Here is a 24691-nt window from a genome sequence, read left to right on the forward strand (position 1 = left end):
TGATTATAAGTGGATTGACTGTATATTTTGCATGCACTTTATCCTAACCATAAAAAAACCCGCAAGCCGAAACTTACGGGTCTTTCATTGTACATTCTAAGTTTAATTTAACCTTAGAATAAACGGTTCATACCATTCAATGTTGCAACACGGTACGCTTCCGCCATAGTCGGATAGTTAAATGTGGTTTCTACGAAATATTTAATCGTATTGTTCGGGCTGTTCATCACGGCCTGACCAATGTGAATAATTTCCGCAGCATTATTACCGAAGCAATGAACACCTAAAATTTCTAAAGTATCACGATGGAACAAGATTTTAAGCTCGCCCACGGTATCGCCCGTAATTTGCGCACGTGCCAAATGACGGAAAGATGCCTGACCCACTTCATACGGAATTTTTTCTTCCGTTAACTGTTGTTCAGTTTTACCAATCGAAGAAATTTCAGGAATTGTATAAATACCTGTAGGAATATCCGTTACAGGTGCAATTCCTTCTTCACCGCTCATGTTAGAACCGGCACAGCGACCTTGGTCATATGCAGCAGATGCAAGTGAAGGCCAACCGATTACATCACCCGCAGCAAAGATATTCTCTACTTCAGTCTGATATTGATCATTCACGGTTAATTGACCACGGCTGTTTGGTTTGATGCCTACATTTTCTAGGCCTAAACCATCGGTATTACCAGAACGACCGTTACACCACAAAATCGCATCTGCTTTAATTTTCTTACCACTTTGCAAGTGCAGAACTACATGATCGTCATGTGTTTCAAGATGATCAATCTGCTCGTTGTGGCGAATCAGTACACCCTGCTCACGTAAACGATATGACAATGCATCTGAGATTTCATCGTCTAAGTAGCTGAGTAATTTGTGCTGTGTATTGATCAAGTCTACTTTGTGGTCTAGACCAATAAAGATAGACGCATATTCACAACCAATCACACCTGCACCATAAATGATGATTTTTTGGATTGAATAATCCAGATCCAAAATTTTGTCTGAATCAAATACGCGAGGATGATTAAAGTCTAAAGCAGCTGGACGGTAAGGACGTGAACCTGTCGCAATCACTAATTGCTGGAATACTAAAGTTTCCGTCATACCTTCATTGCTAAAAATCAAAACAGTGTTTTGATCTTGGATATACGCACGGCCGTGGAAAATATCAATTTTATTACGGTCATAAAAACGTGAATGCGTTTCAACTTGTTGTTGAATCACTTTATGCGCATTACGTAACACCTGTTTCATCGTGAACTGTTTCCATTCACCGACTTTTTGGAACATAGGGTCACGTTGGTAACGTAAAATGCTTGAAACGGTCTGACGCAATGCTTTACTTGGAATTGTTCCTACATGGGTACAGTTACCACCAAGCTGTTCACGCATATCTACAATAGCAACTCGCTTACCTGATTTAGCAAGTTTCATTGCAGCGCCTTCACCCGCAGGGCCAGAACCCAGAACTACCGCATCGTATTTCACGAAAGTTCCACTAACGACCTCTTTCTTACGTGGCATTCAACGCTCCTTTACAAATATTCTTTAATCTAGGCTGTATTATGACGTATATCCTAACTTTTTTGGATATTTAGCTCACATATATTATGTGATAACCACATTTATTATATGAATATCGTTTTCCCCCTATTTAAGCTCAAGTCCGCTATAATGATCGAGCTAATTTTTTGAATATCTCCTCGTCAAAAACAGTGGAAAAGTTGAATATGTCTGAGAACCGTAAACCTGTACAGGGTGTAAAACTTCGTGGCGCAGAAAAAGTCGCTCGCATACCTGTGAAGGTCGTGCCAACGGTTGAAACGCCTCGTAAGCCTGACTGGATTCGGGTCAAAATGGCTGCCCCTGATGAAGTTCAACGTATTAAAACAACTTTGCGCGCACAAAAATTACATACCGTGTGTGAAGAAGCGGCTTGCCCGAACTTACCTGAATGTTTCGGTGGCGGTACTGCAACCTTTATGATTATGGGCGATATCTGTACTCGTCGTTGCCCATTCTGCGACGTTGCGCATGGTCGTCCCAATGCTCTTGACCCAGATGAACCACGTCACATGGCAGAAACCATTGCCAATCTTGGTTTGAAATATGCCGTAATTACGTCGGTCGACCGTGATGACCTAGTTGATGGCGGCGCACAGCACTTTGTTGACTGTATTAAAGAAGCTCGTGACTTGAGTCCAAAAACACTTTTGGAAATTCTAGTTCCTGACTTCCGTGGTCGTATGGATGTTGCCCTTCGTATTATGACGGAGTGTCCACCTGATGTGTTTAACCACAACATTGAAACCGTGCCACGTTTGTATAAAGCAATGCGTCCGGGTTCTGACTACCAACACTCTCTAAACTTATTAAAAATGTTTAAAGAATACTGCCCAGATGTTCCAACCAAATGTGGTTTGATGGTCGGTATTGGTGAAACTGAAGAAGAAGTGATCGCGTTATTAGACGACTTAAAAGCACACGATGTTGACTATGTCACCATTGGTCAGTACTTACAGCCCTCTAAAGAACATGCACCGATCGATCGTTTCGTTACACCTGAAGAGTTTGATCGTTACACAGCACATGGTCAAAAGCTTGGTTTCAAAAACATTTGGGCTGCACCAATGGTTCGTTCTAGCTACTTTGCTGACCGTCAATACTATGGTGAGCCAGTACCTGCGGTACGTCGTAAAACTGATCCTGCAAAGAAAATTGCAGTTCAAACGATTGAAGCTTAATCACGCAAAGATTTAAAACATCTCAAATTAAAGCCCTCATTGATTGAGGGCTTTTTTGTGGCTTTCACACTCAGCCCAATTCATTTACCACTATATGATCTTTTGAAAATAGTGCGTTCCTTAAACGTTATCCAGTATATCGAATCATCCAAATTTACGTAATGTGACATTTCTTTGCCCGATAGGGATTGTGTTGTGATTATTCATTAATCAATCTATTGATAACACTTTATTTGCGCTTTCATTATATTCGCGCAATTGTCCAATCATACTCACCAGCCGAGTGATGCCATTTTGACAGTCTCATGCACTTTAAAATCAGAAAGACAAAAGATGAGATCATTTTTAAACGCATGTAGGCGGTTTTAAACGCATAACGCTCTGGCCCTTGTCACTGGAGCCATAACAAATGCTATTTATACTCAGTGCAGTACTCTTTATTTTTGCTCTTTGGGCCGTTTTTTTCTTTGAACTTTCACGAGCTGTAGGTGCAATAACACTGATATTTGTTTCAATTGCACTCGCCTTTTTAACCCCATGGTCATTAATACTTGGCATCCCGCTTATTGCTTTAATTTTAGTTATGTTGATTGACCCACTGCGGCTCAATCTGCTCACCAAACCTGCCTATAAAACCTTAGCAAATGCGATGCCGAGTATGAGTACTACGGAACGTGAAGCGTTGGATGCAGGAACAAGTTGGTGGGAAAAAGAGCTATTTATGGGTGCGCCTGATTGGAAAAAATTTGAGGCTTATCCCTACCCTCAGCTCAGCGCTGAAGAACAATCTTTCATTGATAATGAAGTTGAACAACTTTGTGCCATGCTCAACGAGTGGGATATTCACCATAAACATAAAGACCTCCCACCAGAAGCTTGGCAATTTATTAAAGATAATGGTTTCTTAGGACTGGTGATTCCAAAATCTTACGGGGGCCGTGAATTTAGTTCATTTGCACAAAGCCGTGTCATGAGCAAAATTGCATCCCGATCACTGACTGCCGCAGTCAGTTGTATGGTGCCCAACTCTCTTGGACCGGGGGAATTACTTCTACACTATGGTACCGAAGCACAAAAAGACCGATACCTCCCTGGCCTTGCAAAAGGTGAAGAAATTCCATGTTTTGGACTCACCAGTCCTGAAGCCGGTTCGGATGCAGGCGCCATTCCAGATACAGGTGTCGTCTGTTATGGCACTTTTGAAGGACAACAGGTGCTCGGCTTAAACATGAACTTCTCCAAACGCTGGATTACTCTTGCACCAATTGCCACCGTCATTGGTCTTGCATTTAAGTTATACGATCCAGATGGCTTATTGGGAGATAAAAATAAAACTGAATACGGCATCACCTGCGCGCTGCTACCGGCGAGTCATGACGGTGTCATTACAGGGCCTCGTCATAATCCAGGCTCACCATTTATGAATGGGACAGTTGAAGGTAAAGATGTCTTTATTCCCTTAGACTGGATCATTGGTGGGATAGAAAATGCCGGTAAAGGCTGGCGTATGCTAATGGAATGCTTAGCGGTTGGTCGTGGTATTTCACTCCCTGCATTGTCAACGGCAGCCGGAGAAATGGCATATTTAAATGTCGGTGCATTTGCCAAAGTTCGTCAGCAGTTTAAAATTTCTGTAGGTAATTTTGAAGGTGTGCAAGAAGCATCGAGTGATATCGCTTCAGATGCTTATATGCTTGAAGCATTTCGCTATTTGGTGACTTGTGGTTTAAACCAAGGCGGCAAACCTGCTGTAATGACTGCAATGGCTAAATACTATGCCACTGAAACCATGCGTAAAGTAGTTAATCACGGCATGGACATCGTCGGTGGACGTGCCGTGCAAATGGGACCTCGTAATTTTTTAGCTTTGAATTATCAGGCCATTCCTGTGTCAATTACTGTCGAAGGTGCCAATATTCTAAGTCGCTCTTTGATGATTTTTGGACAAGGCTCAATGCGTTGCCATCCATATTTATTTGAGGAGCTACAATTACTTCAAGCCGAAGATAAAAACACTGCACTCAATTCATTCAATGAAATGCTGTTTAAGCACTTAGGCTATACCTTTAACCGAACTGCACGCGCCTTTGCTTATGCGTTCACAGGTGGCCCATCCGACTCACCAGCTTCAGCAGATGAATTTAGCCGCCCCTACTATAAAAAAATTAATCGATTCAGTGCCGATTTCGCGCTGACTGCAGATATGTGTCTTGGCCTATTAGCCGGTGATATTAAACGTAAAGAAATGCTTTCGGGCCGACTTGCAGACATTCACTCTTATTTATTTATCGCGACGGCTATTCTTAAATATTATGAACAAGGTCAAAGAAGTGAAGCTGAACAATTACATGCGCAACTTGCATTAGATAAAGCTTTGTACAATGTTGAAGAAGCTTTCCAGGGCTTATTTGATAACTTCCCAATGCGACTAGCAGCAAGCGTAGTAAAAATCATCTGCTTTCCGTTTGGACGAGTTGTTGCTAAACCGACAGACCGTTTAAAACGTGAAGTTGCCACTCAAATGATGCTAGACAATACTTTCCGCCAAGAACTGAAAAAGCACGTGTATTACAGCACCGCAGCAGATGAAGTTTCTGGTCGTATGGAAAATGCCTTTTTACAACTGTTAAAAATTGAACCGCTGTGGAACCAATTTAAAAAAGCTGAATCTAAAGGCCAATTTAAAGGTTTAACTTTTGAAGCACATATAGCCGATGCCATTGCACAAAAAGTCATTACTGCCTCCGAAGCTGAACAGCTCAGCACTTACAACATTCAACGCTATGACAGTATGCTCACAGATGTTTTCGATATGCAACTCATCCACGAACTTGAGCTATCCAATCCACATTTAACCGTTTCACCAGAAGTGAAAAAGCAACAACACACCAATGATGAACCAGAAGCATTCCTGCGTTATTAATCAGCTTCTGCATCGCTTTTAAGCTTTATTTTTCTCAAAATAAAAGCCATTCCACTCTTAAACAATGGGATGGCTTTTTTATAAGACCATCAGCCAATGGTATCGTAGAGTCAAAGGTATAGGCTGTATTGCAAAATTACATCACAGAGGGTTTGCTGCATGTCACAACAAGATTATGAAAATGGCTTAAAAGTTCGTACTGAAGTTATGGGTGAGAGTTTCGTCAAACGTGCGCAAGACAATACCGTGCCATTTACTCAACCTTTGCAAGATTGGATTAATGAGCATGCATGGGGTTCAACTTGGCAACGTGAAGGCGTTTTACCCCGTAAATATCGCTCACTGATTACCATTGCCTTTTTAATTGCACAAAAAAGTCCGACAGAACTCAAGGGTCATGTCCGAGGTGCTTTAAATAATGGGGCGACTGTAGAAGAAATTCAGGAAGTGTTACTTCATAGTTTGCCATATTGTGGCGCACCGGCGACTCAAGAAGCCTTTCGTGCGGCACTTGAAGTCATTAATGACTATCAAAAATCTGAATAAGTTACTGCATTATAAAACGGCTTTAGAAAACTACGATTATCGTGGTTTTCTAAAGGGTTTCATCTTGTTTTTAACTTAGGACCTTAAATGCAGTGAATCCCGAATCAAATCCAGTAGACATTAAAATTATAGAAGAATTCATTCACTTCAAATCGAACTTGATATCCCAATTCTGTAAGCTCAGCAGATAAACTTCGAATCTCTTCTAAAGCTAAATGCTTGGGTAAAACCGTAAATACGGCGGTATTCCCCTGTTTGGCATTTTCCTCAATCAGCAAAGCCAAACGTGTCTTATATAAGGCGATATCTAAATTGGCTTGACTGGATAAAACTTTGGCATGTTCAGCGGGTAAAAAGCTCATATTCTTATACGCTTATCTGATTATTATTGCTTATAAATTAAGCCAAATTCAGCAAAGTGTTCAATGCATTTTTGTAATTGATATTTCAATTACAAAGCGCATTGTTTGGCGCAAACGATGCACTTAAAAGCGATGTGCAAAAAAGGAACTAAAAAAAAATCCCTCATGAAGAGGGATTTTCTATGCTAGCGGGGTAATGGAATATATTGCGAGTCACTGTTTTGAGTTTGCGGTTTACGCTCTCCCACTTGTACCGGCAATGTCATCGCCTTTCCGTCTCGCTCAATGTCAATTTGCATAGTGCTCAATGGCGCTTGTTGTGCAACGTAGTTGATTAAATGCGAAGTCGAGGTAATTAGCTCATTATTCACTTTCATGATTTTATCACCACGTTTTAAACCTGCTTGTGCTGCTGGTCCATTGCGAATGACATCTGCGACAATCACGCCATTCACCCGTGGATCTAAAATATTTTCTTGTTTAATTGGAAGTAAACTAATACCTAACCAACCACGTACCACTCGCCCATCTTTTAAAATAGCGTTCAGCACTTGTTGGCACACTTTTGCAGGAATGGCAAAACCAATCCCCAAAGAGCCACCTGACTGCGAGAAGATCGCGGTATTTACACCAATTAAGTTCCCTGCAACATCAATTAAAGCACCACCAGAGTTGCCGGGGTTGATCGCCGCATCTGTTTGAATAAAGTCTTCGTAAGTGTTGATTCCCAAATCTGAACGACCTGTAGCTGAGATAATCCCTTGCGTAACCGTCTGACCCACGCCAAAAGGGTTACCAATCGCTAGGACGACATCACCGACTTCATTGCCACTTAGCTTAAACGGTAAAACCGGTAATTGACTCATTTCAATCTTAATCACAGCTAAGTCTGTATCTGGGTCTGTGCCCACAACTTTCGCTTCAGCACGACGACCATCATGTAAAGCCACAACGATCTGATCGGCCTGTGCAATCACGTGGTTATTCGTCAAAATATAGCCATCTGGACGGACAATCACACCTGAACCTAAACTATTTTCATTTTGATTGGTTTGATCTGGAAGTTGATTACCAAAAAACTCACGGTAAACAGGATCATTTAATAAAGGATGATCCAACTGTTTCACTTTTTGCGTAGTGAAAATATTCACAACCGCTGGAGCAGCAACTTTTACCGCAGCACTATATGAAACCACACCGCCTGTACGCGACGTATCAATGAGGGGCTCAACCTTTTCTGCAGGCATTTTGACCCCATCTGGGGCAATGGGTGCTTTAGGTTTTTGAACCTGTTGCCATGTAAAGAAACCGATGATCACAAGTATTAATAATACCCAAGGTAACCATGTAAAGGTCCGACGCACGTCTATATCCTCTAAATTTTATAATTCATTGATGGCTAAATAATTTATATCGTATTGTAATGTAATATTTTCAACAAAATTAAAAATAAATACAGAGATTTGTGATTCTTTAGTTACAATTTAAACAATCGTAAATTTTGATGCATCTCTTTGAGATTTTGGACAGTATATGGCTCATTTAAGTGAAATTATTCAGTGGTGTGACAGCACACTCAAAGCACATGAATTTAAGGACTATGCTCCCAACGGCTTGCAAATTGAAGGCTCAGCAGAAGTACATAAAATTTTATGTGCAGTTACCGCATCACAAACAGCGATTGAAGCCGCGATAGCAGAAAAAGCTGATTTGCTATTGGTACACCATGGTTATTTTTGGAAAGGTGAAGCTTACCCAATCACAGGTATGCGTGGCAAACGCATCAAAACCCTGATCAAAAACGATATTTCACTCGTTGGTTATCACTTACCTTTAGATAGTCACCCTACTTTAGGTAATAATGCAGCGATAGCAGATTTGCTCGAATTAGAGAATATTGAAGCCTTAGATCCTACTGAGCGCAATCCTATTGGTAATGTTGGTTATTTAAAACAAGCAATGACTCCAGCGGCGTTTAAAGACTTCGTTTCTGAAAAATTAGGATTTGATGTCATTCACCTGCCGGCAGATAAACCATCGATTCAAAAAATTGGTTTGTGTACGGGTGGCGCACAAGACTTTATTGGCAAAGCCGCTGCATTAGATTGTGATGCGTACATTTCAGGTGAAGTGAGTGAACGTACTTTTTACGAAGCTGAAGAATTAAATGTGCATTATTATGCCTGCGGACATCATGCAACTGAAAGATATGGTGTACAACGACTCGCAAAAGCTATTTCAGAACAGTTCAATATTGAGTATAGTTATTTCGAATTAAACAACCCGATTTAATTTAAATCGTCTTGGTCTTTGACTCAGTCCTTATACGTATATTTTCAGGCTTTATTCTGTATTGTTATTTATAAGCAATGCGCATTTTACTGCAAGAATCTATTACAATAACGGCACTTAATGTCAAAACCCAGCAAAATGCAAGGAATTGAAAACATGACAACGATTACTTTACCAGCATTACCTTACGGTTACGAAGATCTTGCTCCGCACATCAGCAAAGAAACTTTAGAATACCATCACGACAAACACCACAATACTTATGTGGTTAACCTAAACAAAGCAATTGAAGGTACTGACCTTGCTGGCAAAACTTTAGAAGAAATCATCACTACTGTTAAAGGCGATGCTTCTAAAGCTGGTATCTTCAACAATGCAGCTCAAGTATGGAACCACACATTCTACTGGAACTGTATGGCTAAAAACGGTGGCGGTAAAGCTACTGGCGCTTTAGCAGCTAAAATCGACGAAGCTTTCGGTTCTTACGAAAAATTCGCTGAAGAATTTGCAAATGCTGCTGCAACTCAGTTCGGTTCAGGTTGGGCTTGGTTAGTTGCTGACGAAGTAAACGGCAACCTTTCTATCCTTAAAACTTCAAATGCTGACACTCCACTTGCTCACGGTAAAGTTGCAGTGTTGACTATCGACGTTTGGGAACATGCTTACTACATCGACTTCCGTAACGCTCGTCCTAAATACATCTCTACTTTCTTAGAAAGCCTAGTGAACTGGGACTATGCAAACGCTAAATATGCAGGTCAAGCTGCTGGCGTTGAAAAATAAGTTTTAAAACTTATTCAAAAGTCAAAAAAATCACCCTTTTAGGGTGATTTTTTATGCTTTAAATATCATACGGCCACAACAAACAATATTACACAAAAGAATGAATCAAGAGCCATTACTAATCATAAAAGCAAAATATACCAAAATATTAGTGATGTTTATCTTTATCACTATAATCCAGTATGTGAGTTACTCTTATGTTCAAGAATCTATTAAATATAGCTTTAATTCAGCACTAATACTGACTGGATTATCAATTATGGAATTCGTCTTAATTTTACTTATCATCAAAAATGGACTGCCACAAATTAGATTTTTCGAAAGTCATTGTATAATTCAACTTTATATAATGAAAATTCAGTTTAACTATGATCAAATAGAAAGCATATCCATTAACAACACAAAAAGTCACTACAAACTATTACCTGTCGGTAATGAATATTTATTAAGGATTGTATTCAAACACAATCAAAATCTTTTTAATCTACACCAAAACACCATTAAACCTGTTATGTCTTTTTCTAAATTTCATTTAGATACCTTCGCAAACCATCAAATTTTAGAAATATATTTATTATTCCAAATTATAATTCCTTTAGATCAAGAGAAACGCATAACAACGCTTAAAAATTTAAATCTACAAAATTTGACGATAAAGCAAATCAGCAACCTAGATGATATAAAAAACTTCAAAAATAACCGCTATTTAAGAAAAAATTTCTAGACTTGAACAATAAAAAAACATTCAAATAGTCATTTCATCAAATCTGCTTGACCACTTTAAAATTCATCCCTAAAATGCGCATCAGATTCTCCAATAGCTCAGTCGGTAGAGCGACGGACTGTTAATCCGCAGGTCCCTGGTTCGAGCCCAGGTTGGAGAGCCATCTATTCTTCCATAGCTCAGTCGGTAGAGCGACGGACTGTTAATCCGCAGGTCCCTGGTTCGAGCCCAGGTGGAAGAGCCAGATTCTAAAAAGCCCACTCATTGCGAAGTGGGTTTTTTATTGCCTGATATTTAACAAAGCATACCTACCTTTTTGTTTTTGCTTTCCTAAAAAGTATCCGTATATGTACCAAGTTGTCTGATTCGGCTATTTTTAAAACACTTAATTTGATTTTTAAGTATTTTATTTAAATCAGGCTTGACCACCCTCCCATACATCTTTAGAATCCACTTCAGATTCTCCAATAGCTCAGTCGGTAGAGCGACGGACTGTTAATCCGCAGGTCCCTGGTTCGAGCCCAGGTTGGAGAGCCAAATTCTAAAAGCCCACGCATTATGTCGTGGGCTTTTTTTATGCTCTGACTTTTGTTTTAAGATAAGTATAACTTGCTCTATGACCTAAGCTATTCACTTAGCTCTCCGACCACATTAGAAAGAATAGTCAGAGCTTAAGTTTTAAAAACGCTTTATATTAAAGGTGTTTATATTTAATACATTCAGCCTAAATTTCCTTATTTTTTGCAATTCTGACTTGACCTCACTGCATTTGCCCCATAGAATGCGTGCAGATTCTCCAATAGCTCAGTCGGTAGAGCGACGGACTGTTAATCCGCAGGTCCCTGGTTCGAGCCCAGGTTGGAGAGCCAAATTCTAAAAAGCCCACGCATCATGACGTGGGCTTTTTTCATATATGTAGTTTATTTCGTGCCAAATCTCAGTCAGTTTACATTTTTTATTATTGGTTGCTTGGCAACTTTTGCCCTTGTCTGCTTAGTCTTTCCGAGACTGTTTAGAAGCAAACAAAAGTTTTTCCCACGTCGTGTAATCACTGCCTTTGAAAGTAAGATGTTTCATCGTTTAAATGAAGCATTTCCGGACTACCACATTTTAGCACAAGTGGCGTTTAGCGCACTGATCACCACTCAAAATTACAAAATCAGAAATAGATTTAATCGAAAAGTCACTGATTTTGTCATACTTGACCAAACTTACGATGTGCTTGTAATTATCGAACTGGATGACCCCAGTCATATAGGCAAAGAGCAAGAAGATGCTGAACGTGATGCAATGCTTGAAGAAGCTGGCTACCGTGTAATCCGCTATACCAGTATTCCAACAGTTCACACGCTCAGGCATGATGTAAATAAATAGTTGTTAAATACCTAAGGTACAATCGAACATTGAGTGAATGCGCATTGCATTCACATCCATAACGTAAGCAGAATTTTATTGAGCATTTGACTCTTGAGCTGCCAGCACTTCTGATACTGCTTGGTCAGCCTCAGCAGCCAAAGCCTCATCTTGTGCTTCTTTTGCTTTAATACGCTCAATCATCTCAGCTTGTTGTTGCTTATATTTTTCTTGGTTTTTGGCATCACTATTGACTGCAAGAAAAGCCATACTGACCAAAAATATAGGAATCAATAGCCCAAGTGCCATCAGAGTGATCATCTTTTTGGTATTGGGTTTTGGCTTAACTTCAGACATAACTATTCTTTCATATACATAAATAATTCGACGCCCAATATAGCAAAAAACAAAATTCGCTCAAGTATTCATAACATTCTTTGCTCGAACTAACTGTGCCCCTCATTTTTAAGGATTGAATGATTAATAATCCAATATGCAAAAAAAAGGAGACATGCTCCTTTTTTTATTATTGAAAAAACTTAGCTTGAAGCAGCTACCCCCTTACAATGTGGACTTTGGCTTGCATCTTTTTGCTCATTGGTTAAGACAATACCTGTACCTGCAGACATTTTAGCTTGAATAAATTCGACCGCTTGCGCATTTCTACAGATAATTGCCTGTGTATGACTTGCATTTGGCACAACGTCTAATTGATAACCTTCAGCATAATTTTCATCTGGGAAATACTTCTTCGCTTGTGTTTTCATATTTGCAAATAGCGCTTGCGTAACCACAGGAATAACTGCCTGATCATTTGCACCTTGAATAATATACACAGGCGCTTTAATTACTTTGGCAGCAGTAGCATTTGTCGCTGGCTGATTATCATTTAAAAATTTCTGAACGACAGGATCGGTATCAATTTTATTCAAATCAATTCCGTACTGTGAAACCTTATGCATTGGATCCTTTAAGAATTCAATCACAGCTGCTTTAAACTGTTCTTGCAAACCATTTGCGCCATTTGGATCGGCATAACTTAAACATGCACCGTCATCCCCTGTACGTCCATAGGCTTTTTCTGCAATAACACCAGCATCAGCAGTAAAGATATTTTTTAAATCATAATTTGGCTCATAGGCTTTAATACCCGAACTGGTCAATGCAGCATATGCCAAAAGCTCAGCATAGCCATCTGCAATTTGATCAATTAACGCTTGTGCTTGAACCTCCGAAAGCTGCCCCACACCAAGTGCATAACGCACTTGAGCCAACTGTTCATCCAATCTATTCAATCCATGGGGTTTAGGTTGACCGTTTGCATCAACATTTAGTTTTGGATCTAAATAAATCTTAATAATCGTGCCTAAACTCGACGCAGGTGCGGCTGCTACTGCACCTTTATAGTTAGTATCGGTATTCGCAAATTCCGCCGTGCCTAAGGATGCATGACCACCTTGCGATTGACCAATCGACATCCACTGACCATTGAGTTGCTTACCATAATGTTCTTTTGCCGCTTTAACTGCAGTAAGCGCCGAATTTGCCGCACTTGATAAATTAAGGTATGGATGAACTCCTTTGGTTCCTAAGCCTTCATAGTCTGGCGCCACAATTACATAACCTGCCGCCATAAGCGTGTTAGCTAGAATTTTAAAACGTGGATGAATTACATTTTTACTTGGAGCACACTCATCTCCTGCTCCAACTGTTCCATGCTCCCACACCACAACGCGATACCCATCTTTAGGTTGTGTAGCTTTTGGAAATAATACCAAGGCTGTTGCAGTCGCTGCTTTCCCCTGCACATTGGTCATGTTATACGTCATGACTTTTATGGACGATGTATTGTCTACAGTATCTAAAGCATAATTTGCTTCAGAAACAAATGTTGATTTTTGATTCGAAGATGATGAGTCATTATCATCATCATTACACGCGGTTAAAGACAGCATAGAAACTGCAACTGTCAGAGCTAATGCTATTTTTGAACGTTTCATAAAATATCCTTTTTAATCATTATTCTTTAAACATGAAACTACATGCCTTTTTATTAAGACATAAAAAAAAGCACCCGAATAGGATGCTTTAGTTCATTTTAAACAGTTTCAGATCAATGACATTAAAGTTTAAGGGCCATGAAAATCCCTATAAAAATCATAAGCCCTACCCAACGGTTATGGCGAAACGCCCAAAAACATAACTGCGGATCACGGTCTTTAGTTTTAGTCCACTGGTAAATAAAATCGGCAGCCACAGCCAACAACGCGAGCAAACCGAATGGCATCAAGAGATCTTCTAAATACAACGCAGAACCAATCAGTACAATGCTTAGCGCCTGTAATAAAGAAATGATTTCAATATCATATTTACCAAATAAAATCGCAGTCGATTTCACGCCAATTTTCAAATCATATTCACGGTCAGTAATGGCATATTGTGTGTCATATGCAACGGTCCACGCCAAATTACCGAAATACAATAACCAACACGTTAAATCAGGTGTTTGCCCCACAGCGGTATAAGCCATAGGAATCGACCATGAAAATGCCGCGCCTAAAAATACTTGTGGCAGATGCGTGTAGCGTTTCATAAAGGGATAAATGAACGCTAAAAACAATGCACCAAAGGACCAATAAAAAGTTTCTATCGGTAAAAAGAACAACATACATGCGCTAGCAAGCACCAAGATCAAGAACACATATATGGCTTCTTTAGCACTAATCACCCCAGTGGCTAAAGGACGATGCTTGGTTCTTTCCACAGCACCATCGACTTTACGGTCAGCAAAGTCATTAATCGCACAACCTGCTGCACGCATAAATATCGTGCCCAAAATCATGGGAATCAAAATACTGAATTGCGGTGTTCCTTGATTGGCAATCCACAGTGCCCACATGGTTGGCCAAAAAACCAGTTCCGTGCCAATTGGCTTATCGAAGCGACATAAATAGTAATAAGCTTCTAAACGCTGCTGCCAAGTAATCTGTTGCACCACGGCCATGACTGTCCTTCATCTGGTAATGTTATTTCTGCAAATATTGCTCAAAACTCGCTAAAAAAGTTTCCTGAACTATAAATTTACAACCATGCCAAGTATAACAGCTCTGACGTGTCCAACCATCGCCTAGCCACAGTACACGCCGCTCACACTTCGGATTGGTACGCTGAAATAAAAAATGTCCGATCGGTTTTTTACCAATATGCTGAAAAATCCGCGCACGTCCTTGTATGCTAAGGATTGGAAATATACTTTTTGCCTTGACCCACGGCTCAGCTTCACAGCCATATAAATAACTTTCACGTACCCAAGCTGTGTGCTGTATTGGCATTTGTAGCCACCGTGCATCTTGAAGCGTCATACGTTGAAATTGCTCAATACTCGGCTCAACCTTAAATACGCCTTGGGCAAAATCTGTTAATTGTTGGGTTAATGAACCCGAAGCATACAACCATGTTCTTAATTCAGGAGACATTCTTTTATCCCGCATTTCGCATGCTTGACGCTGCATATTTCATTTCCCTTATAAGCATTTGCTGAGTATAGCGAATCCTTAGTGTAACCAACTCAACATCGTTTTTCATGACCCATAGCTTGTTTTCAGTAAAATGAGCAAAACCAAAACGGCTTAAGTACTTCATTACATATGCAATCAACACAAACCTCACTTACCCAGTATGATGTCGTGGATAACCACCAAATTACACAAGCATAATGTTTCCATATAAGCCGCTATATGTTTTTATTTTTTTCGTTTTACTTTGTGCCAATATCACGGTTCAAGCAAAATCTCTTGCACTCAGTTTTGATGATGGATTAAATCCAGCGTTTAACGCACAAGCGGAACAAATCAATGCCCAAATTTTAAAACATCTGCATGATCAACAAATCAAAACTATTGTCTTCCCTAGCCTGATTAAAATTGGCGATTATCAAGGTAAACAACTGATTCAAGCGTGGGGACAATCTGGCCATCTGATTGGCAATCACAGTGCATTGCACCAAAACCTGAATAAACAAAGTGTCACTGTACACGATTATCTGCACAGCATTGAACATGCGGATACAGTGTTAAAAACGCTGCCGAATTACACACGTATCTATCGTTATCCATTTTTAAAAGAAGGTAATAGCGCTGAAAAACGTGATGCTGTCTATCAGTGGTTAGAGCAGCATCAATACCGCATTGGCGGTGTGAGTATAGATGCCAGTGACTGGTTTTATAACCAAAAATATCTCGACTATGCCAAACAGCAAGATCAGGACAAATTAGACCGACTAAAACAAGCATATATTGCTCACCTGCTTCACCGAGCAGATTATTATGACCAACTTGCCCAGCTCACCATAAATCGTTCACCACAGCATGTTTTACTTTTACATGTAAATGCTATTAATGCCGCATTTTTAAAAGATCTCATTACCGCCTTTCAGCAGCATGGCTGGACATTTATTTCAGCAGCAGACGCCCTACAAAACCCACTATATGCACAGCGCAGCCAAAACATCCCTGCGGGAGAGAGTGTGATTTGGTCCATTGCCAAAACCAAAGGATTAGAAAACTTACGCTACCCTGCCGAAGATGCGCCTTATGAAATCGACAATTTAAAACAGCATGGTTTGCAATGACGATTAGCAAATCACTTAAAGCTCAATAAAAAATGACCTGCAATATTGCAGGTCATTTTTTCAGTTCAATTTTTTAGTGTTGAATTAAAAGTTATCTGTCTTGGCAATGGCTTCAAACTTGCCTTGCGGCGTTTTTATTAAAACCAACCCTTCGGTCGTAATATAAAAACTTTCAGGGTATTCAAACTCCAATGCCAGCTCTGGGTTTTTCAACTCGACAAATTGAACCTGTTTATAGCCTTCAACGGTCCGCCCCACTTCCAAATAAGTCACTTCTGAGAAGTTAAGTTTAAATCCCTTTGCCTGATCCGCTGGATCAATCCAAGGGAAAAAACCGGTATGTTTTTTACGTGGTTTTGCCATGTTTAGATATTCATTCAACTCTTTGCTTTATCTTAACCCATCTCATAAAAAACCCGCACAAGGCGGGTCTTTTTACAGTGCAATTCTGTACAGAATTACAAGCTGTAGTACATGTCGAATTCAACTGGGTGAGTAGTCGTGTTAAGACGACGAACTTCTTCAGTTTTAAGTTCGATGTAGGCATCAAGCATTTCTTTAGTGAACACGCCACCTTTAAGAAGGTAATCATGGTCAGCTGCAAGAGCTTCAAGCGCCATATCTAAGCTATGAGCCACTGTAGGGATTTTAGCTTCTTCTTCAGGAGGAAGGTCGTACAAGTTCTTGTCAGCAGCTTCACCTGGGTGGATCTTGTTTTGAATACCGTCAAGACCAGCCATAAGAAGTGCAGCGAAACCTAAGTACGGGTTCATCATTGGATCTGGGAAACGTGCTTCGATACGTTTGCCTTTAGGGCTAGAAACGTAAGGAATACGGATAGAAGCTGAACGGTTACGTGCTGAGTAAGCAAGCATAATCGGTGCTTCGAAATGTGGAACTAAACGTTTGTACGAGTTAGTTGATGGGTTTGTGATTGCGTTCAATGAACGAGCGTGTTTGATCACACCGCCAATGAAGTACAACGCCATTTCTGAAAGACCAGCGTATTCATCACCAGCAAACAAGTTCTTGCCATCTTTAGAGATCGACATGTGAACGTGCATACCAGAACCGTTATCGCCAACCATTGGTTTAGGCATAAATGTAGCAGTTTTAGCATATTGGTGAGCAACGTTCCAAACAGCATATTTGAACTGTTGAACTTCGTCCGCTTTGCGAACCATAGTGTTGAAGCTTACACCGATTTCAAGCTGGCAAGATGCAACTTCGTGGTGATGTACTTCTACACGACCTGGGCCCATGATGTCTTCAATTTTTGCACACATATCTGCACGCATATCTTGTGAAGAATCTACAGGAGGAACTGGGAAGTAACCACCTTTCACACGTGGACGGTGACCAGAGTTACCAGCTTCGTAATCTTTACCAGTAGACCAAGCAGCTTCTTCAGCGATTAATGTGTGGCGCGCGCCAGACATATCGATGTCCCATTTTACTTCGTCAAATACGAAGAATTCTGGTTCTGGACCAAAATAAGCAGTATCACCGATACCAGTTGATTTTAGGTATTCTTCCGCACGGCGAGCAATAGAGCGTGGATCACGTTCATAACCTTGACCAGTTGAAGGTTCGATAACATCACAAGTCACAACAACTGTAGCTTCTGCAAAGAACGGGTCGATAAAACAAGTTTCTGCATCTGGACGTAAGATCATGTCAGATGCTTCAATGCCTTTCCAACCAGCAATTGAAGAACCATCAAACATTTTGCCATCTTCAAACGTATCTTCGTCGATTGAATCTGCTGGGTAAGTTACGTGTTGTTCTTTACCCTTAGTATCAGTAAAGCGAAAATCGACCCATTTTGCGCCACTTTCTTGGATGAGTTGAAGGACCTTGTTCGCCATGCTCATTTTGCTCCGATGATTTTTTTGTGCACACTGAAGTGCGTGTTAGTAGTTGGTAGTTATTAAGCAATTACCGTACCAACTTTTAAAAGCCAAGCTAAAATATTGAATTCCTTATCAGAATAGAAGATTTTAGCTCCTAGCTTTTCGACTATTATACTGTGTGTAACAGTAAATGCACCATATTCAGCCACTCTTCATCACTTTTGTTTAAAAACTTCTCGCAGGTGTATCAAAATAGTGCAACTTGGTTTTGCACCAAAATGATTAATCGCTTTCAACGATAAAATCATTGAGATTTTATCAATGCTTTAAGGTCGAATTTAAATACGATAGAAACTAATGGCTTAGCTAGTTATAAATGGAAAAATACTGGCGTAATAACTGAATTAATGATCGATATCTAGGTTTTTTGAGCCCGTAAAGTATCCATTTTTTGACGTTAATTTAACCATTTTGTTTTAATTTTAATCAATTTACCTTAACATTAATTGTGCTCCATTTTGGTGATTTTGCTTCAAAACGGTTCATATTTTTCCATCTAGAGCCTGAATTGCTATTTTTAACGACATCAAGCAGATCTTTTTAAAATATCAATTGAACATATTTTACCCACTTAAATTCAGCCTAATGTCTTGTTCAAATTAAATCCCAAATTTATAAGTCGAAAATTTATTGAAATGATTTCAGTTGCGATGAACTTTGGCGAAATTGTTCAGCAGAAATTGAATAATATTTGCTATGATTGGCTGCATTCTAAATATTTCACTATTTTTCTATTTAAAATATCCACACGATATTTGGGTCAATATACAACTATTTAGAATCATTTCGGACTATTCAAAGCACATTTAAGTGCATAAATTTCAAAGGTTAATACGCTCATGCTTTTGATGATCGAAAAGAATCAGATTTGTTAAATATTATAAATTGTTATAAAAATAAAATACTTAGCCTTACTCAACACACCCTCTTACATTAACTGCCGTAAATTATTGTCTAATTGCATTAAATGGATATGTGAGTAAGATTGTGAGTAACAAGCTTTCGACACTTCGTTACTCACAACCTATGCTAAATGATACCAAGATCAAACAATTAAAACCAAGAGATAAAATGTACAGGATGGCAGATCATTCTGGACTATGTATTGAAGTGCGTCCGAATGGATCAAAGCACTGGCGTTTTCGTTATCGTTTTCTCGGGAAAGCATCAATGTTAAGTCTCGGTGAATACCCTGTTGTAAGTCTGGCTACTGCCCGTCAAAAAACCATAGATCAAAAAACACTGTTGGATCAGAATATTGATCCAGCCAAATATCGAATTGAGGAAAGGGAGCAAGCCAAACTTAAGTCAGAATCTACATTTAAGGATATTGCCCTTGAATGGTATGAAGTAAAGAAAAATAAAAGGTCTGAATCGTTTAGGCTTACCGTAGAGAAAGCTTTTGCGCGTGATTTATTTCCTGCATTTGGCAGTAAAGATTTAAAAACAATTACTCCGCATGATGTGCTCAGAATGCAGAAAGATACGATTAAGCGCGTATCTAAGCAGATGAATCATGGTACTGGTGAAAGCACGGCTATTCGTAATCGCCAACTTGTGAATTCAATCTTTAACTACGCTATCGCCAATCTGCGCTGCGAAAGCAATCCAGCAATATCACTTGGCCAAACTGTTGAGCGCCCTCCAAAGCAAACCGCTAGACCTTTAACGAGTGATGAAAAATCACGTTTTAATAGTGCGCTAAAAAACAGTCGATCTACTGAAATGGTTAAAAATTCAATACTCCTTTTATTGTATTCAATGATGCGATCAATTGAGGTTTGTCGCTTGCGTTGGGAGTGGATTGATCTTGAAAATAGATTAATCACTATACCACCAGCAACGAAAGAGCAGCTGGATCAAGGTGAGCGAAACATCAAAATGAACAGAACTCATTTGGTGCCAATTAGCGATCAAATTTTTAAAATCTTAGAGAGTCAAAAACTACAATCAAATGATGAATATGTGTTTTGCTCGGTCTTTAATAAATCAAAAATAATGAACAAAACCACCATAAATCGAGCGCTTGGATCTATGGGTTTTGAGTTCACAGCACACGACTTTCGAGCCACAGCATCAACATTGCTTCATGAGGCTGGATATAGCTCAGAATGGATAGAATTGCAGCTTGCGCATGTAGATAAAAATGCGGTTCGTGGCACATATAATCACGCTCAAAATTTAGAAGAGCGTAGAAAAATGATGCAAGATTGGGCTGATATGGTTGATAGCTGGTGAGGTGAATCTATGATTGTTATGAAGAAAAATAAAAAGTATCTCTCCTATGTAAAACAAGAAGATGATTTGGATTATTGGGAATTGTCAGAAGTGAATTTTGTAGATCAATCGGGTTGGCATTGGACCAGTGATTACGAGAAAGCCAAGTATTTTATGAGTGTTCGGGATGCTGATATTTTCTTGGCGAAAAAGAAGGGTGATTTCTGGGAGGGCGTGGAGATAGTTAGTGAGTGATATTCAAAATAAAATTATAAATATTATTGCCATTACAATGGCCATAGGCTTTTTCTGTTTTGCTTCATCTTGGATATTGTTTGAATTTAAGGGTTCATCAAACTCACTAAAAGACACTTGGTCTATTGTTTCCTCTTTTTTTAGTGGTGGCGCTACCCTTATCGCAGCTTATATTGCGACTCTATTATTTAATGATTGGAGGGAGCAGCATAACAAAAATATAGATGTTGCATTTATCAATCAAATTCTAAGAAATTTTGAAGATTTTGATTTAATGTTTTCTCGACAATACATCTTTTTTCAAGATTTATTTTATGAAATGCAAGACAGTAAAGTCCAATTAGATGTGGATAGGCGTAAATTGGTTTATGAAGATTTAAAAGCGCATTTACCTGAGCTGCATATTTCTTTTTTAACATTAACGAGGTCAATACAAACTCTAGCAATTATCAATAATAATTTTATCGATACAGTGGATAGCTTAAAAGTTTATAAAAGTGCCTTTAGAGATTTTAAGCAAAAAGTATTGGACTCAGGAAATCAACAAACACCTCCCAACATGCTTATTATTTTTCATGCATTTAGAGATTTTCAAGACTCTCTAGTTAAACTTGAAAGAAATTTCATTATAAAAAGGACAGAATCTCTTAAGGAAAAATAAAGCCCTCACTTGAGGGCCTTCACAATTGCACCATGTCGTGCCTTACAGTCATTGTATTTAGCAACCGTATCAACAGACCAAAGCATTAAAGCCTTACCCTGCCCTGACTCTAGTTGTTGCAGATCTGCGCATGGCTCAAGGAGGTTTGCTGGCACCACTGGCGATAAGTGAGTTGAGTTGCTGCACGCCGTCACTGTCAAAGCAGTCATTGCGATAAACAGGCTGCTCAATGATTTTTTGAACTTCACGTGTGACTGTTTCTGTTTTAATGCGCTGTTCTGATTTAAGTGTTTCATAGTCTGCACTTACCTGGTTGATTTGATTTTGTTTTTCAGCCAAAGCCTTAAGGTGCTTTTGCTCAATTTCTTGGATCTTTGCATTACATTGCTCATGTGCCTTGCGCAGCTTCCCAGACAAGTGATTGGTATAAGCAATTTGCCCCACGTATAAAACAAAAAAGACCGCAACTGCGATCCATGTTTTATATTTCCAAAGTAATAACGGCACTATTGAGCTCCTATGCATTTTTGATGACGCTCTAGTTGTCGAATCCATACGCCATAGCAATTGTTTGACCGCACCGAGCAATCGCGCTTAGCTACATATTTCCATTTCAGCAATGAGTTACAAGCTTGCTTATATTGTCCTGCTTTCAAATTGCGTAACATTGAAGATGAGCGCCAGTTAGCCGCACCAAAGTTATATGAAAAATCTAGGTACACATCGTATTCAACTTGCGAAAGCTTCACGCCCTCAAGTGACTTTCGAAATATAACCTCATCTTTAGACACGTGTGCCATTGCCCATTCTTGAGCGGTCTTTCGCGTGATTGGTGGATCAGTCATTTTGATTGGCTTACCATCTGGCTTGGTTGTAGATCCAATGCCCTGTGTTACAACCCCACCGCTATCTTTATAGGGTTTTGCTGAGTAACCTTCATACTTTTCTAAGCCCACAAAAAAAGCAGCCGAAGCTGCTAATCCATACGTCCAATATTTAGTCTTGTTTGACATTGCATTCACCGTTTAATTTTCGCTTTGTAAGCTCGTGAATTTCTTTTTCGCGCTGATTTCGCTGCCATGAGAAATAAACATTAATGAGTAAGCCCAGCACAGCAACGCCTATACCTACCCACCCCATCCAATCAATGCCCATAAAAAAACCGGCAAAGCTTGCTGCTCCACCGGTCACTGTTGCTTTTGAACCCAAAGCTGCAGCTGATGTTTCTGCCACCGCTGCTGTCGTTTCAGACATGTTACCCCCTAATTTTTGGCAATAAAAAAGCTCGATCTCATTAAAAATCGGGGTTTTGGTGCCGCGTAGATTAAATTGACTCTAAAAAAAACCTAATTTTGTCAGCCATTACTCGTTGCCCTGCGTCGTTTGGATGCAATCCGTCGGGCGTTGTTGATGCTGGTGCTGTGAAGTAATATTGATTCGCTGCAGGAATCCACACCGGCAAATTGCTTTGCTCATAAAGATTTAAAAACGGTAGCGAGTAGTGAGCTGCATACTGTTTCAATAAATCAACATGCTGTTTTAATGTATATCCAACGCTATTAGGCGCTGCATTGGATCCGTAGTTAGTCAGTCTCGGAAGTGCTGAAATAATCGCAATCTTAGCAAGGGGATATTTTGTTATTAAAGCATTCAAGCAAGCATTGATGCGACCTGAAATTGTTTCAATATCTGTACTTAAAAATGTGCCAAGCGGATATGTATTTCGAACAAGGCCGAAATCGTTTGTACCCCAAAAAACTGTTATGTAGTCGGCTTGCTCCGTGAGTGTGTCTGCCACATTCATGCGGTCGTGAAAACCCGAGCCTGAAATTCCTTTGTTATAAACAGTCATCCCTCCAACATCTTCACAAATAAAATCATGATAGTTTTTATTCGCACGTATATTTTTTTCAGTAATCGAGTCACCAATAGCAATCCATTTCTTATCTTTAAGCACTGAAGTCTGAACAATATTTAAGTCATTTAAACGCTGCTGAGCTAATGGGTCACGGATTTCAGCTCCTTTAATAGCTGTTACTGTTTGTACATCAAACTTACTGGTTGCCGTTCCTTCATTTACCCAAAAAACAGAACGAACATCAAATGATAATGAAGGAATTAAGGTTGTGGCAAATACATAGTTCATTCCACTTGGCACAGTAAATAACTTCACGTTCACATTGCTTGTATCGCTAAGAGTAAGCAGGGTTGTTTGCTTGTTGTTAACTACAGAAGAATCTACAGATGCTCCCATAGCGAATAAATTTGGCGAAAAATTTGTTGAATAGACAGCATAGGTTTTGCCGGGTTCGACAGGAAAAACCTGAATAGCCCCATTAGTAAGTGTTCTGACTTGAGCTGGAGTGGCGTTTGTTGTCGATGACAAATAAAATCCTGTTACCTCATTGGTCGCCAAATTTTTTGCAACACTGCTAACAGTCAATTGTGATTCAGAAATAGAAGGTGGATTGATTGCATTGTCAAATCCAGCTAATTTTGCATTATGCTTATTTATGACAAGTGTTGTTGTAGCATCGTGGGAAGTGGTCGGGATTTTGGTATTAAAGAACAGATAATTAAAACCATATGGGATCACAAACTTTTTAATATTTGCATCGCTTGTTGCAATTAACTCCACTTGTACTAATTTTTTATTAGCAGTGACTGAGCCATCCTTGGACAAGGAAAATGCTAAAAGATCTGCAGCAGTCCAGTTTGGCATGTATACAAGATATGATTCTCCTGATTTTACTGGCATTTTCTGTAGGCGCGTGCCTGTCAAACTATTGATCACAAATGGATTTGCTGCTGTCTTGTTTGTTATATAAAAATCTACCACATCATTAGCCGTTGCATACATATTCTTTGATGTATTAATTACATCTGTATCTGATGGCTCAAAGATTAATTTTGAGAGTTGATCTTGTGTGTATGATTTAGCTTGATCAGTTGCACTCAGCCCAGTATCGCTCCAGCCCCCATTTTCCCACAACCATATTTTATGGGTGTCCAATGAATAAGCAGCTTTTTTATCAAGCACAGGTACACTAGCTTTTAAAAGTGCTTCAGTCTCAAAAGGCTCGAAGCCTCCAGTGTCAAGAACCTCTTGAACTGCTAGAGGTAAGGATTTATATGCCTCACCTTCACGTGGTGTGATTATTGCCTTTGTGTTTAGAGTTTTACCAATATCTTCAATATCGCGCTCAAGCTGCGACATCTTATTTGGTGTAATGATCGGAGTCATAACTAATGTCCACAAAAAAGCCCGCAATTAAGCGGGCAT

Annotated in this window: 24 protein-coding genes and 4 tRNA genes; 15 read left to right on the forward strand and 13 right to left on the reverse strand. The window is 39.5% G+C overall.

The genetic code is table 11. From position 1 onward, the window contains the following. Nucleotides 1-113: 113 nt before the first annotated feature. The gene (sthA, locus tag FTU13_RS00370; protein ID WP_078190237.1) at nucleotides 114-1529 is read right to left on the reverse strand and encodes a Si-specific NAD(P)(+) transhydrogenase; all 1416 of its coding nucleotides are present in this window, start codon (nucleotides 1527-1529) and stop codon (nucleotides 114-116) included. Between the two features lie 206 nt (nucleotides 1530-1735). Here sthA and lipA point away from each other — a divergent pair, with 206 nt between their 5' ends. The 3 genes from lipA to FTU13_RS00385 all read left to right on the forward strand — a co-directional run bounded on the left by lipA (nucleotide 1736) and on the right by FTU13_RS00385 (nucleotide 6218). After that, nucleotides 1736-2749, forward strand: a complete 1014-nt coding sequence (gene lipA, locus FTU13_RS00375; protein WP_180004941.1) for a lipoyl synthase — start codon at nucleotides 1736-1738, stop codon at nucleotides 2747-2749. Between the two features lie 409 nt (nucleotides 2750-3158). After that, nucleotides 3159-5672 (forward strand): acyl-CoA dehydrogenase, encoded by a 2514-nt coding sequence (locus FTU13_RS00380; protein WP_180127276.1) that lies wholly within the window; start codon nucleotides 3159-3161, stop codon nucleotides 5670-5672. Nucleotides 5673-5831: 159 nt separating this feature from the next. Further along, a complete protein-coding gene (locus tag FTU13_RS00385) occupies nucleotides 5832-6218 on the forward strand; it encodes a carboxymuconolactone decarboxylase family protein (RefSeq protein WP_180127278.1) in 387 nt (128 codons plus the stop codon). 104 nt (nucleotides 6219-6322) lie between these two features. On the opposite strand, the gene FTU13_RS00390 is transcribed toward FTU13_RS00385, so the two are convergent. Then, complete coding sequence (locus FTU13_RS00390) at nucleotides 6323-6580, reverse strand: hypothetical protein (RefSeq protein WP_078191893.1); 258 nt, start codon at nucleotides 6578-6580, stop codon at nucleotides 6323-6325. Between the two features lie 185 nt (nucleotides 6581-6765). Next, nucleotides 6766-7944, reverse strand: coding sequence for a S1C family serine protease (locus FTU13_RS00395; protein ID WP_078191894.1), 1179 nt, complete (start codon nucleotides 7942-7944; stop codon nucleotides 6766-6768). Between the two features lie 169 nt (nucleotides 7945-8113). Here FTU13_RS00395 and FTU13_RS00400 point away from each other — a divergent pair, with 169 nt between their 5' ends. The 8 genes from FTU13_RS00400 (at nucleotide 8114) to FTU13_RS00435 (ending at nucleotide 11753) form a co-directional block, all read left to right on the forward strand. Then, nucleotides 8114-8872, forward strand: a complete 759-nt coding sequence (locus FTU13_RS00400; RefSeq protein WP_180127280.1) for a Nif3-like dinuclear metal center hexameric protein — start codon at nucleotides 8114-8116, stop codon at nucleotides 8870-8872. A gap of 156 nt (nucleotides 8873-9028) precedes the next feature. After that, entirely contained in the window at nucleotides 9029-9655 is a 627-nt protein-coding gene (locus FTU13_RS00405) for a superoxide dismutase (RefSeq protein WP_180127282.1), read from the forward strand. 259 nt (nucleotides 9656-9914) lie between these two features. Beyond that, nucleotides 9915-10379 (forward strand): hypothetical protein, encoded by a 465-nt coding sequence (locus tag FTU13_RS00410; protein WP_180127283.1) that lies wholly within the window; start codon nucleotides 9915-9917, stop codon nucleotides 10377-10379. Between the two features lie 87 nt (nucleotides 10380-10466). Then, a tRNA-Asn gene (locus tag FTU13_RS00415) sits at nucleotides 10467-10542 on the forward strand. A 5-nt stretch (nucleotides 10543-10547) separates the two neighbouring features. Continuing rightward, nucleotides 10548-10623, forward strand: a tRNA-Asn gene (locus tag FTU13_RS00420). 217 nt (nucleotides 10624-10840) lie between these two features. Then, a tRNA-Asn gene (locus tag FTU13_RS00425) sits at nucleotides 10841-10916 on the forward strand. A gap of 256 nt (nucleotides 10917-11172) precedes the next feature. Next, nucleotides 11173-11248: transfer RNA gene (locus tag FTU13_RS00430), tRNA-Asn, on the forward strand. A 22-nt stretch (nucleotides 11249-11270) separates the two neighbouring features. Then, nucleotides 11271-11753: a DUF2726 domain-containing protein gene (locus FTU13_RS00435; RefSeq protein ID WP_218947253.1), complete on the forward strand. Its 483-nt coding sequence runs from the start codon at nucleotides 11271-11273 to the stop codon at nucleotides 11751-11753. A 75-nt stretch (nucleotides 11754-11828) separates the two neighbouring features. On the opposite strand, the gene FTU13_RS00440 is transcribed toward FTU13_RS00435, so the two are convergent. The 4 genes from FTU13_RS00440 to FTU13_RS00455 all read right to left on the reverse strand — a co-directional run bounded on the left by FTU13_RS00440 (nucleotide 11829) and on the right by FTU13_RS00455 (nucleotide 15244). Next, nucleotides 11829-12089: a hypothetical protein gene (locus FTU13_RS00440; protein ID WP_180101918.1), complete on the reverse strand. Its 261-nt coding sequence runs from the start codon at nucleotides 12087-12089 to the stop codon at nucleotides 11829-11831. Nucleotides 12090-12271: 182 nt separating this feature from the next. Continuing rightward, entirely contained in the window at nucleotides 12272-13732 is a 1461-nt protein-coding gene (locus FTU13_RS00445) for a S9 family peptidase (RefSeq protein ID WP_180127285.1), read from the reverse strand. 122 nt (nucleotides 13733-13854) lie between these two features. Continuing rightward, on the reverse strand, nucleotides 13855-14736 hold the full coding sequence (ubiA, locus tag FTU13_RS00450) for a 4-hydroxybenzoate octaprenyltransferase (RefSeq protein ID WP_180127286.1): 882 nt from the start codon (nucleotides 14734-14736) through the stop codon (nucleotides 13855-13857). 22 nt (nucleotides 14737-14758) lie between these two features. Further along, on the reverse strand, nucleotides 14759-15244 hold the full coding sequence (locus FTU13_RS00455; RefSeq protein ID WP_180127287.1) for a chorismate lyase: 486 nt from the start codon (nucleotides 15242-15244) through the stop codon (nucleotides 14759-14761). Nucleotides 15245-15447: 203 nt separating this feature from the next. On the opposite strand from FTU13_RS00455, the gene FTU13_RS00460 reads away from it, so the two are divergent. Beyond that, nucleotides 15448-16362: a polysaccharide deacetylase family protein gene (locus FTU13_RS00460; RefSeq protein WP_180127288.1), complete on the forward strand. Its 915-nt coding sequence runs from the start codon at nucleotides 15448-15450 to the stop codon at nucleotides 16360-16362. An 84-nt stretch (nucleotides 16363-16446) separates the two neighbouring features. Here FTU13_RS00460 and FTU13_RS00465 read toward each other — a convergent pair whose 3' ends face one another. Together FTU13_RS00465 and glnA are read right to left on the reverse strand one after the other, a co-directional pair. Continuing rightward, a complete protein-coding gene (locus FTU13_RS00465) occupies nucleotides 16447-16725 on the reverse strand; it encodes a hypothetical protein (RefSeq protein WP_180084127.1) in 279 nt (92 codons plus the stop codon). Nucleotides 16726-16820: 95 nt separating this feature from the next. Further along, nucleotides 16821-18236 carry a type I glutamate--ammonia ligase gene (gene glnA, locus FTU13_RS00470; protein WP_171263711.1) on the reverse strand — a complete coding sequence of 472 codons (1416 nt, stop codon included), beginning with the start codon at nucleotides 18234-18236 and terminating at the stop codon, nucleotides 16821-16823. A 1065-nt stretch (nucleotides 18237-19301) separates the two neighbouring features. Here glnA and FTU13_RS00475 point away from each other — a divergent pair. Genes FTU13_RS00475 through FTU13_RS00485 form a run of 3 tightly spaced genes read left to right on the forward strand, consistent with a single transcriptional unit; the run spans nucleotide 19302 to nucleotide 21408 of the window. Further along, nucleotides 19302-20513, forward strand: a complete 1212-nt coding sequence (locus FTU13_RS00475) for a tyrosine-type recombinase/integrase (RefSeq protein WP_180161086.1) — start codon at nucleotides 19302-19304, stop codon at nucleotides 20511-20513. 9 nt (nucleotides 20514-20522) lie between these two features. Further along, entirely contained in the window at nucleotides 20523-20747 is a 225-nt protein-coding gene (locus FTU13_RS00480) for a hypothetical protein (protein ID WP_180161048.1), read from the forward strand. Then, complete coding sequence (locus tag FTU13_RS00485; RefSeq protein WP_180161049.1) at nucleotides 20740-21408, forward strand: hypothetical protein; 669 nt, start codon at nucleotides 20740-20742, stop codon at nucleotides 21406-21408. The genes FTU13_RS00480 and FTU13_RS00485 overlap by 8 nt, the downstream gene beginning before the upstream one ends. Before the next feature lie 135 nt (nucleotides 21409-21543). Here FTU13_RS00485 and FTU13_RS00490 read toward each other — a convergent pair whose 3' ends face one another. The 4 genes from FTU13_RS00490 to FTU13_RS00505 form a co-directional block, all read right to left on the reverse strand. Beyond that, nucleotides 21544-21915: a hypothetical protein gene (locus FTU13_RS00490; protein WP_373684814.1), complete on the reverse strand. Its 372-nt coding sequence runs from the start codon at nucleotides 21913-21915 to the stop codon at nucleotides 21544-21546. After that, the gene (locus tag FTU13_RS00495) at nucleotides 21915-22421 is read right to left on the reverse strand and encodes a lysozyme (protein WP_180161050.1); all 507 of its coding nucleotides are present in this window, start codon (nucleotides 22419-22421) and stop codon (nucleotides 21915-21917) included. The genes FTU13_RS00490 and FTU13_RS00495 overlap by 1 nt, the downstream gene beginning before the upstream one ends. Beyond that, nucleotides 22405-22662: a holin gene (locus FTU13_RS00500; protein WP_180026358.1), complete on the reverse strand. Its 258-nt coding sequence runs from the start codon at nucleotides 22660-22662 to the stop codon at nucleotides 22405-22407. The genes FTU13_RS00495 and FTU13_RS00500 overlap by 17 nt, the downstream gene beginning before the upstream one ends. Nucleotides 22663-22732: 70 nt before the next feature. After that, complete coding sequence (locus tag FTU13_RS00505) at nucleotides 22733-24652, reverse strand: SGNH/GDSL hydrolase family protein (RefSeq protein WP_180161051.1); 1920 nt, start codon at nucleotides 24650-24652, stop codon at nucleotides 22733-22735. Between the last annotated feature and the right edge of the window lie 39 nt (nucleotides 24653-24691).

The organism is Acinetobacter sp. YH12064 (genome assembly GCF_013419735.1).
Taxonomy (GTDB): Bacteria; Pseudomonadota; Gammaproteobacteria; order Pseudomonadales; family Moraxellaceae; genus Acinetobacter; species Acinetobacter amyesii.

Coding starts and splice junctions, on each gene's coding strand:
- FTU13_RS00475 (WP_180161086.1), top strand. CDS start 19,302: ATGCTAAATGATACCAAGATCAAACAATTAAAACCAAGAGATAAAATG.
- FTU13_RS00385 (WP_180127278.1), top strand. CDS start 5,832: ATGTCACAACAAGATTATGAAAATGGCTTAAAAGTTCGTACTGAAGTT.
- FTU13_RS00445 (WP_180127285.1), bottom strand. CDS start 13,732: ATGAAACGTTCAAAAATAGCATTAGCTCTGACAGTTGCAGTTTCTATG.
- FTU13_RS00500 (WP_180026358.1), bottom strand. CDS start 22,662: ATGTCTGAAACGACAGCAGCGGTGGCAGAAACATCAGCTGCAGCTTTG.
- FTU13_RS00455 (WP_180127287.1), bottom strand. CDS start 15,244: ATGCAGCGTCAAGCATGCGAAATGCGGGATAAAAGAATGTCTCCTGAA.
- FTU13_RS00405 (WP_180127282.1), top strand. CDS start 9,029: ATGACAACGATTACTTTACCAGCATTACCTTACGGTTACGAAGATCTT.
- glnA (WP_171263711.1), bottom strand. CDS start 18,236: ATGAGCATGGCGAACAAGGTCCTTCAACTCATCCAAGAAAGTGGCGCA.
- FTU13_RS00435 (WP_218947253.1), top strand. CDS start 11,271: ATGACGTGGGCTTTTTTCATATATGTAGTTTATTTCGTGCCAAATCTC.
- FTU13_RS00495 (WP_180161050.1), bottom strand. CDS start 22,421: ATGTCAAACAAGACTAAATATTGGACGTATGGATTAGCAGCTTCGGCT.
- FTU13_RS00440 (WP_180101918.1), bottom strand. CDS start 12,089: ATGTCTGAAGTTAAGCCAAAACCCAATACCAAAAAGATGATCACTCTG.
- FTU13_RS00410 (WP_180127283.1), top strand. CDS start 9,915: ATGGAATTCGTCTTAATTTTACTTATCATCAAAAATGGACTGCCACAA.
- FTU13_RS00480 (WP_180161048.1), top strand. CDS start 20,523: ATGATTGTTATGAAGAAAAATAAAAAGTATCTCTCCTATGTAAAACAA.
- FTU13_RS00465 (WP_180084127.1), bottom strand. CDS start 16,725: ATGGCAAAACCACGTAAAAAACATACCGGTTTTTTCCCTTGGATTGAT.
- sthA (WP_078190237.1), bottom strand. CDS start 1,529: ATGCCACGTAAGAAAGAGGTCGTTAGTGGAACTTTCGTGAAATACGAT.
- ubiA (WP_180127286.1), bottom strand. CDS start 14,736: ATGGCCGTGGTGCAACAGATTACTTGGCAGCAGCGTTTAGAAGCTTAT.
- FTU13_RS00505 (WP_180161051.1), bottom strand. CDS start 24,652: ATGACTCCGATCATTACACCAAATAAGATGTCGCAGCTTGAGCGCGAT.
- FTU13_RS00400 (WP_180127280.1), top strand. CDS start 8,114: ATGGCTCATTTAAGTGAAATTATTCAGTGGTGTGACAGCACACTCAAA.
- FTU13_RS00380 (WP_180127276.1), top strand. CDS start 3,159: ATGCTATTTATACTCAGTGCAGTACTCTTTATTTTTGCTCTTTGGGCC.
- lipA (WP_180004941.1), top strand. CDS start 1,736: ATGTCTGAGAACCGTAAACCTGTACAGGGTGTAAAACTTCGTGGCGCA.
- FTU13_RS00460 (WP_180127288.1), top strand. CDS start 15,448: ATGTTTCCATATAAGCCGCTATATGTTTTTATTTTTTTCGTTTTACTT.
- FTU13_RS00390 (WP_078191893.1), bottom strand. CDS start 6,580: ATGAGCTTTTTACCCGCTGAACATGCCAAAGTTTTATCCAGTCAAGCC.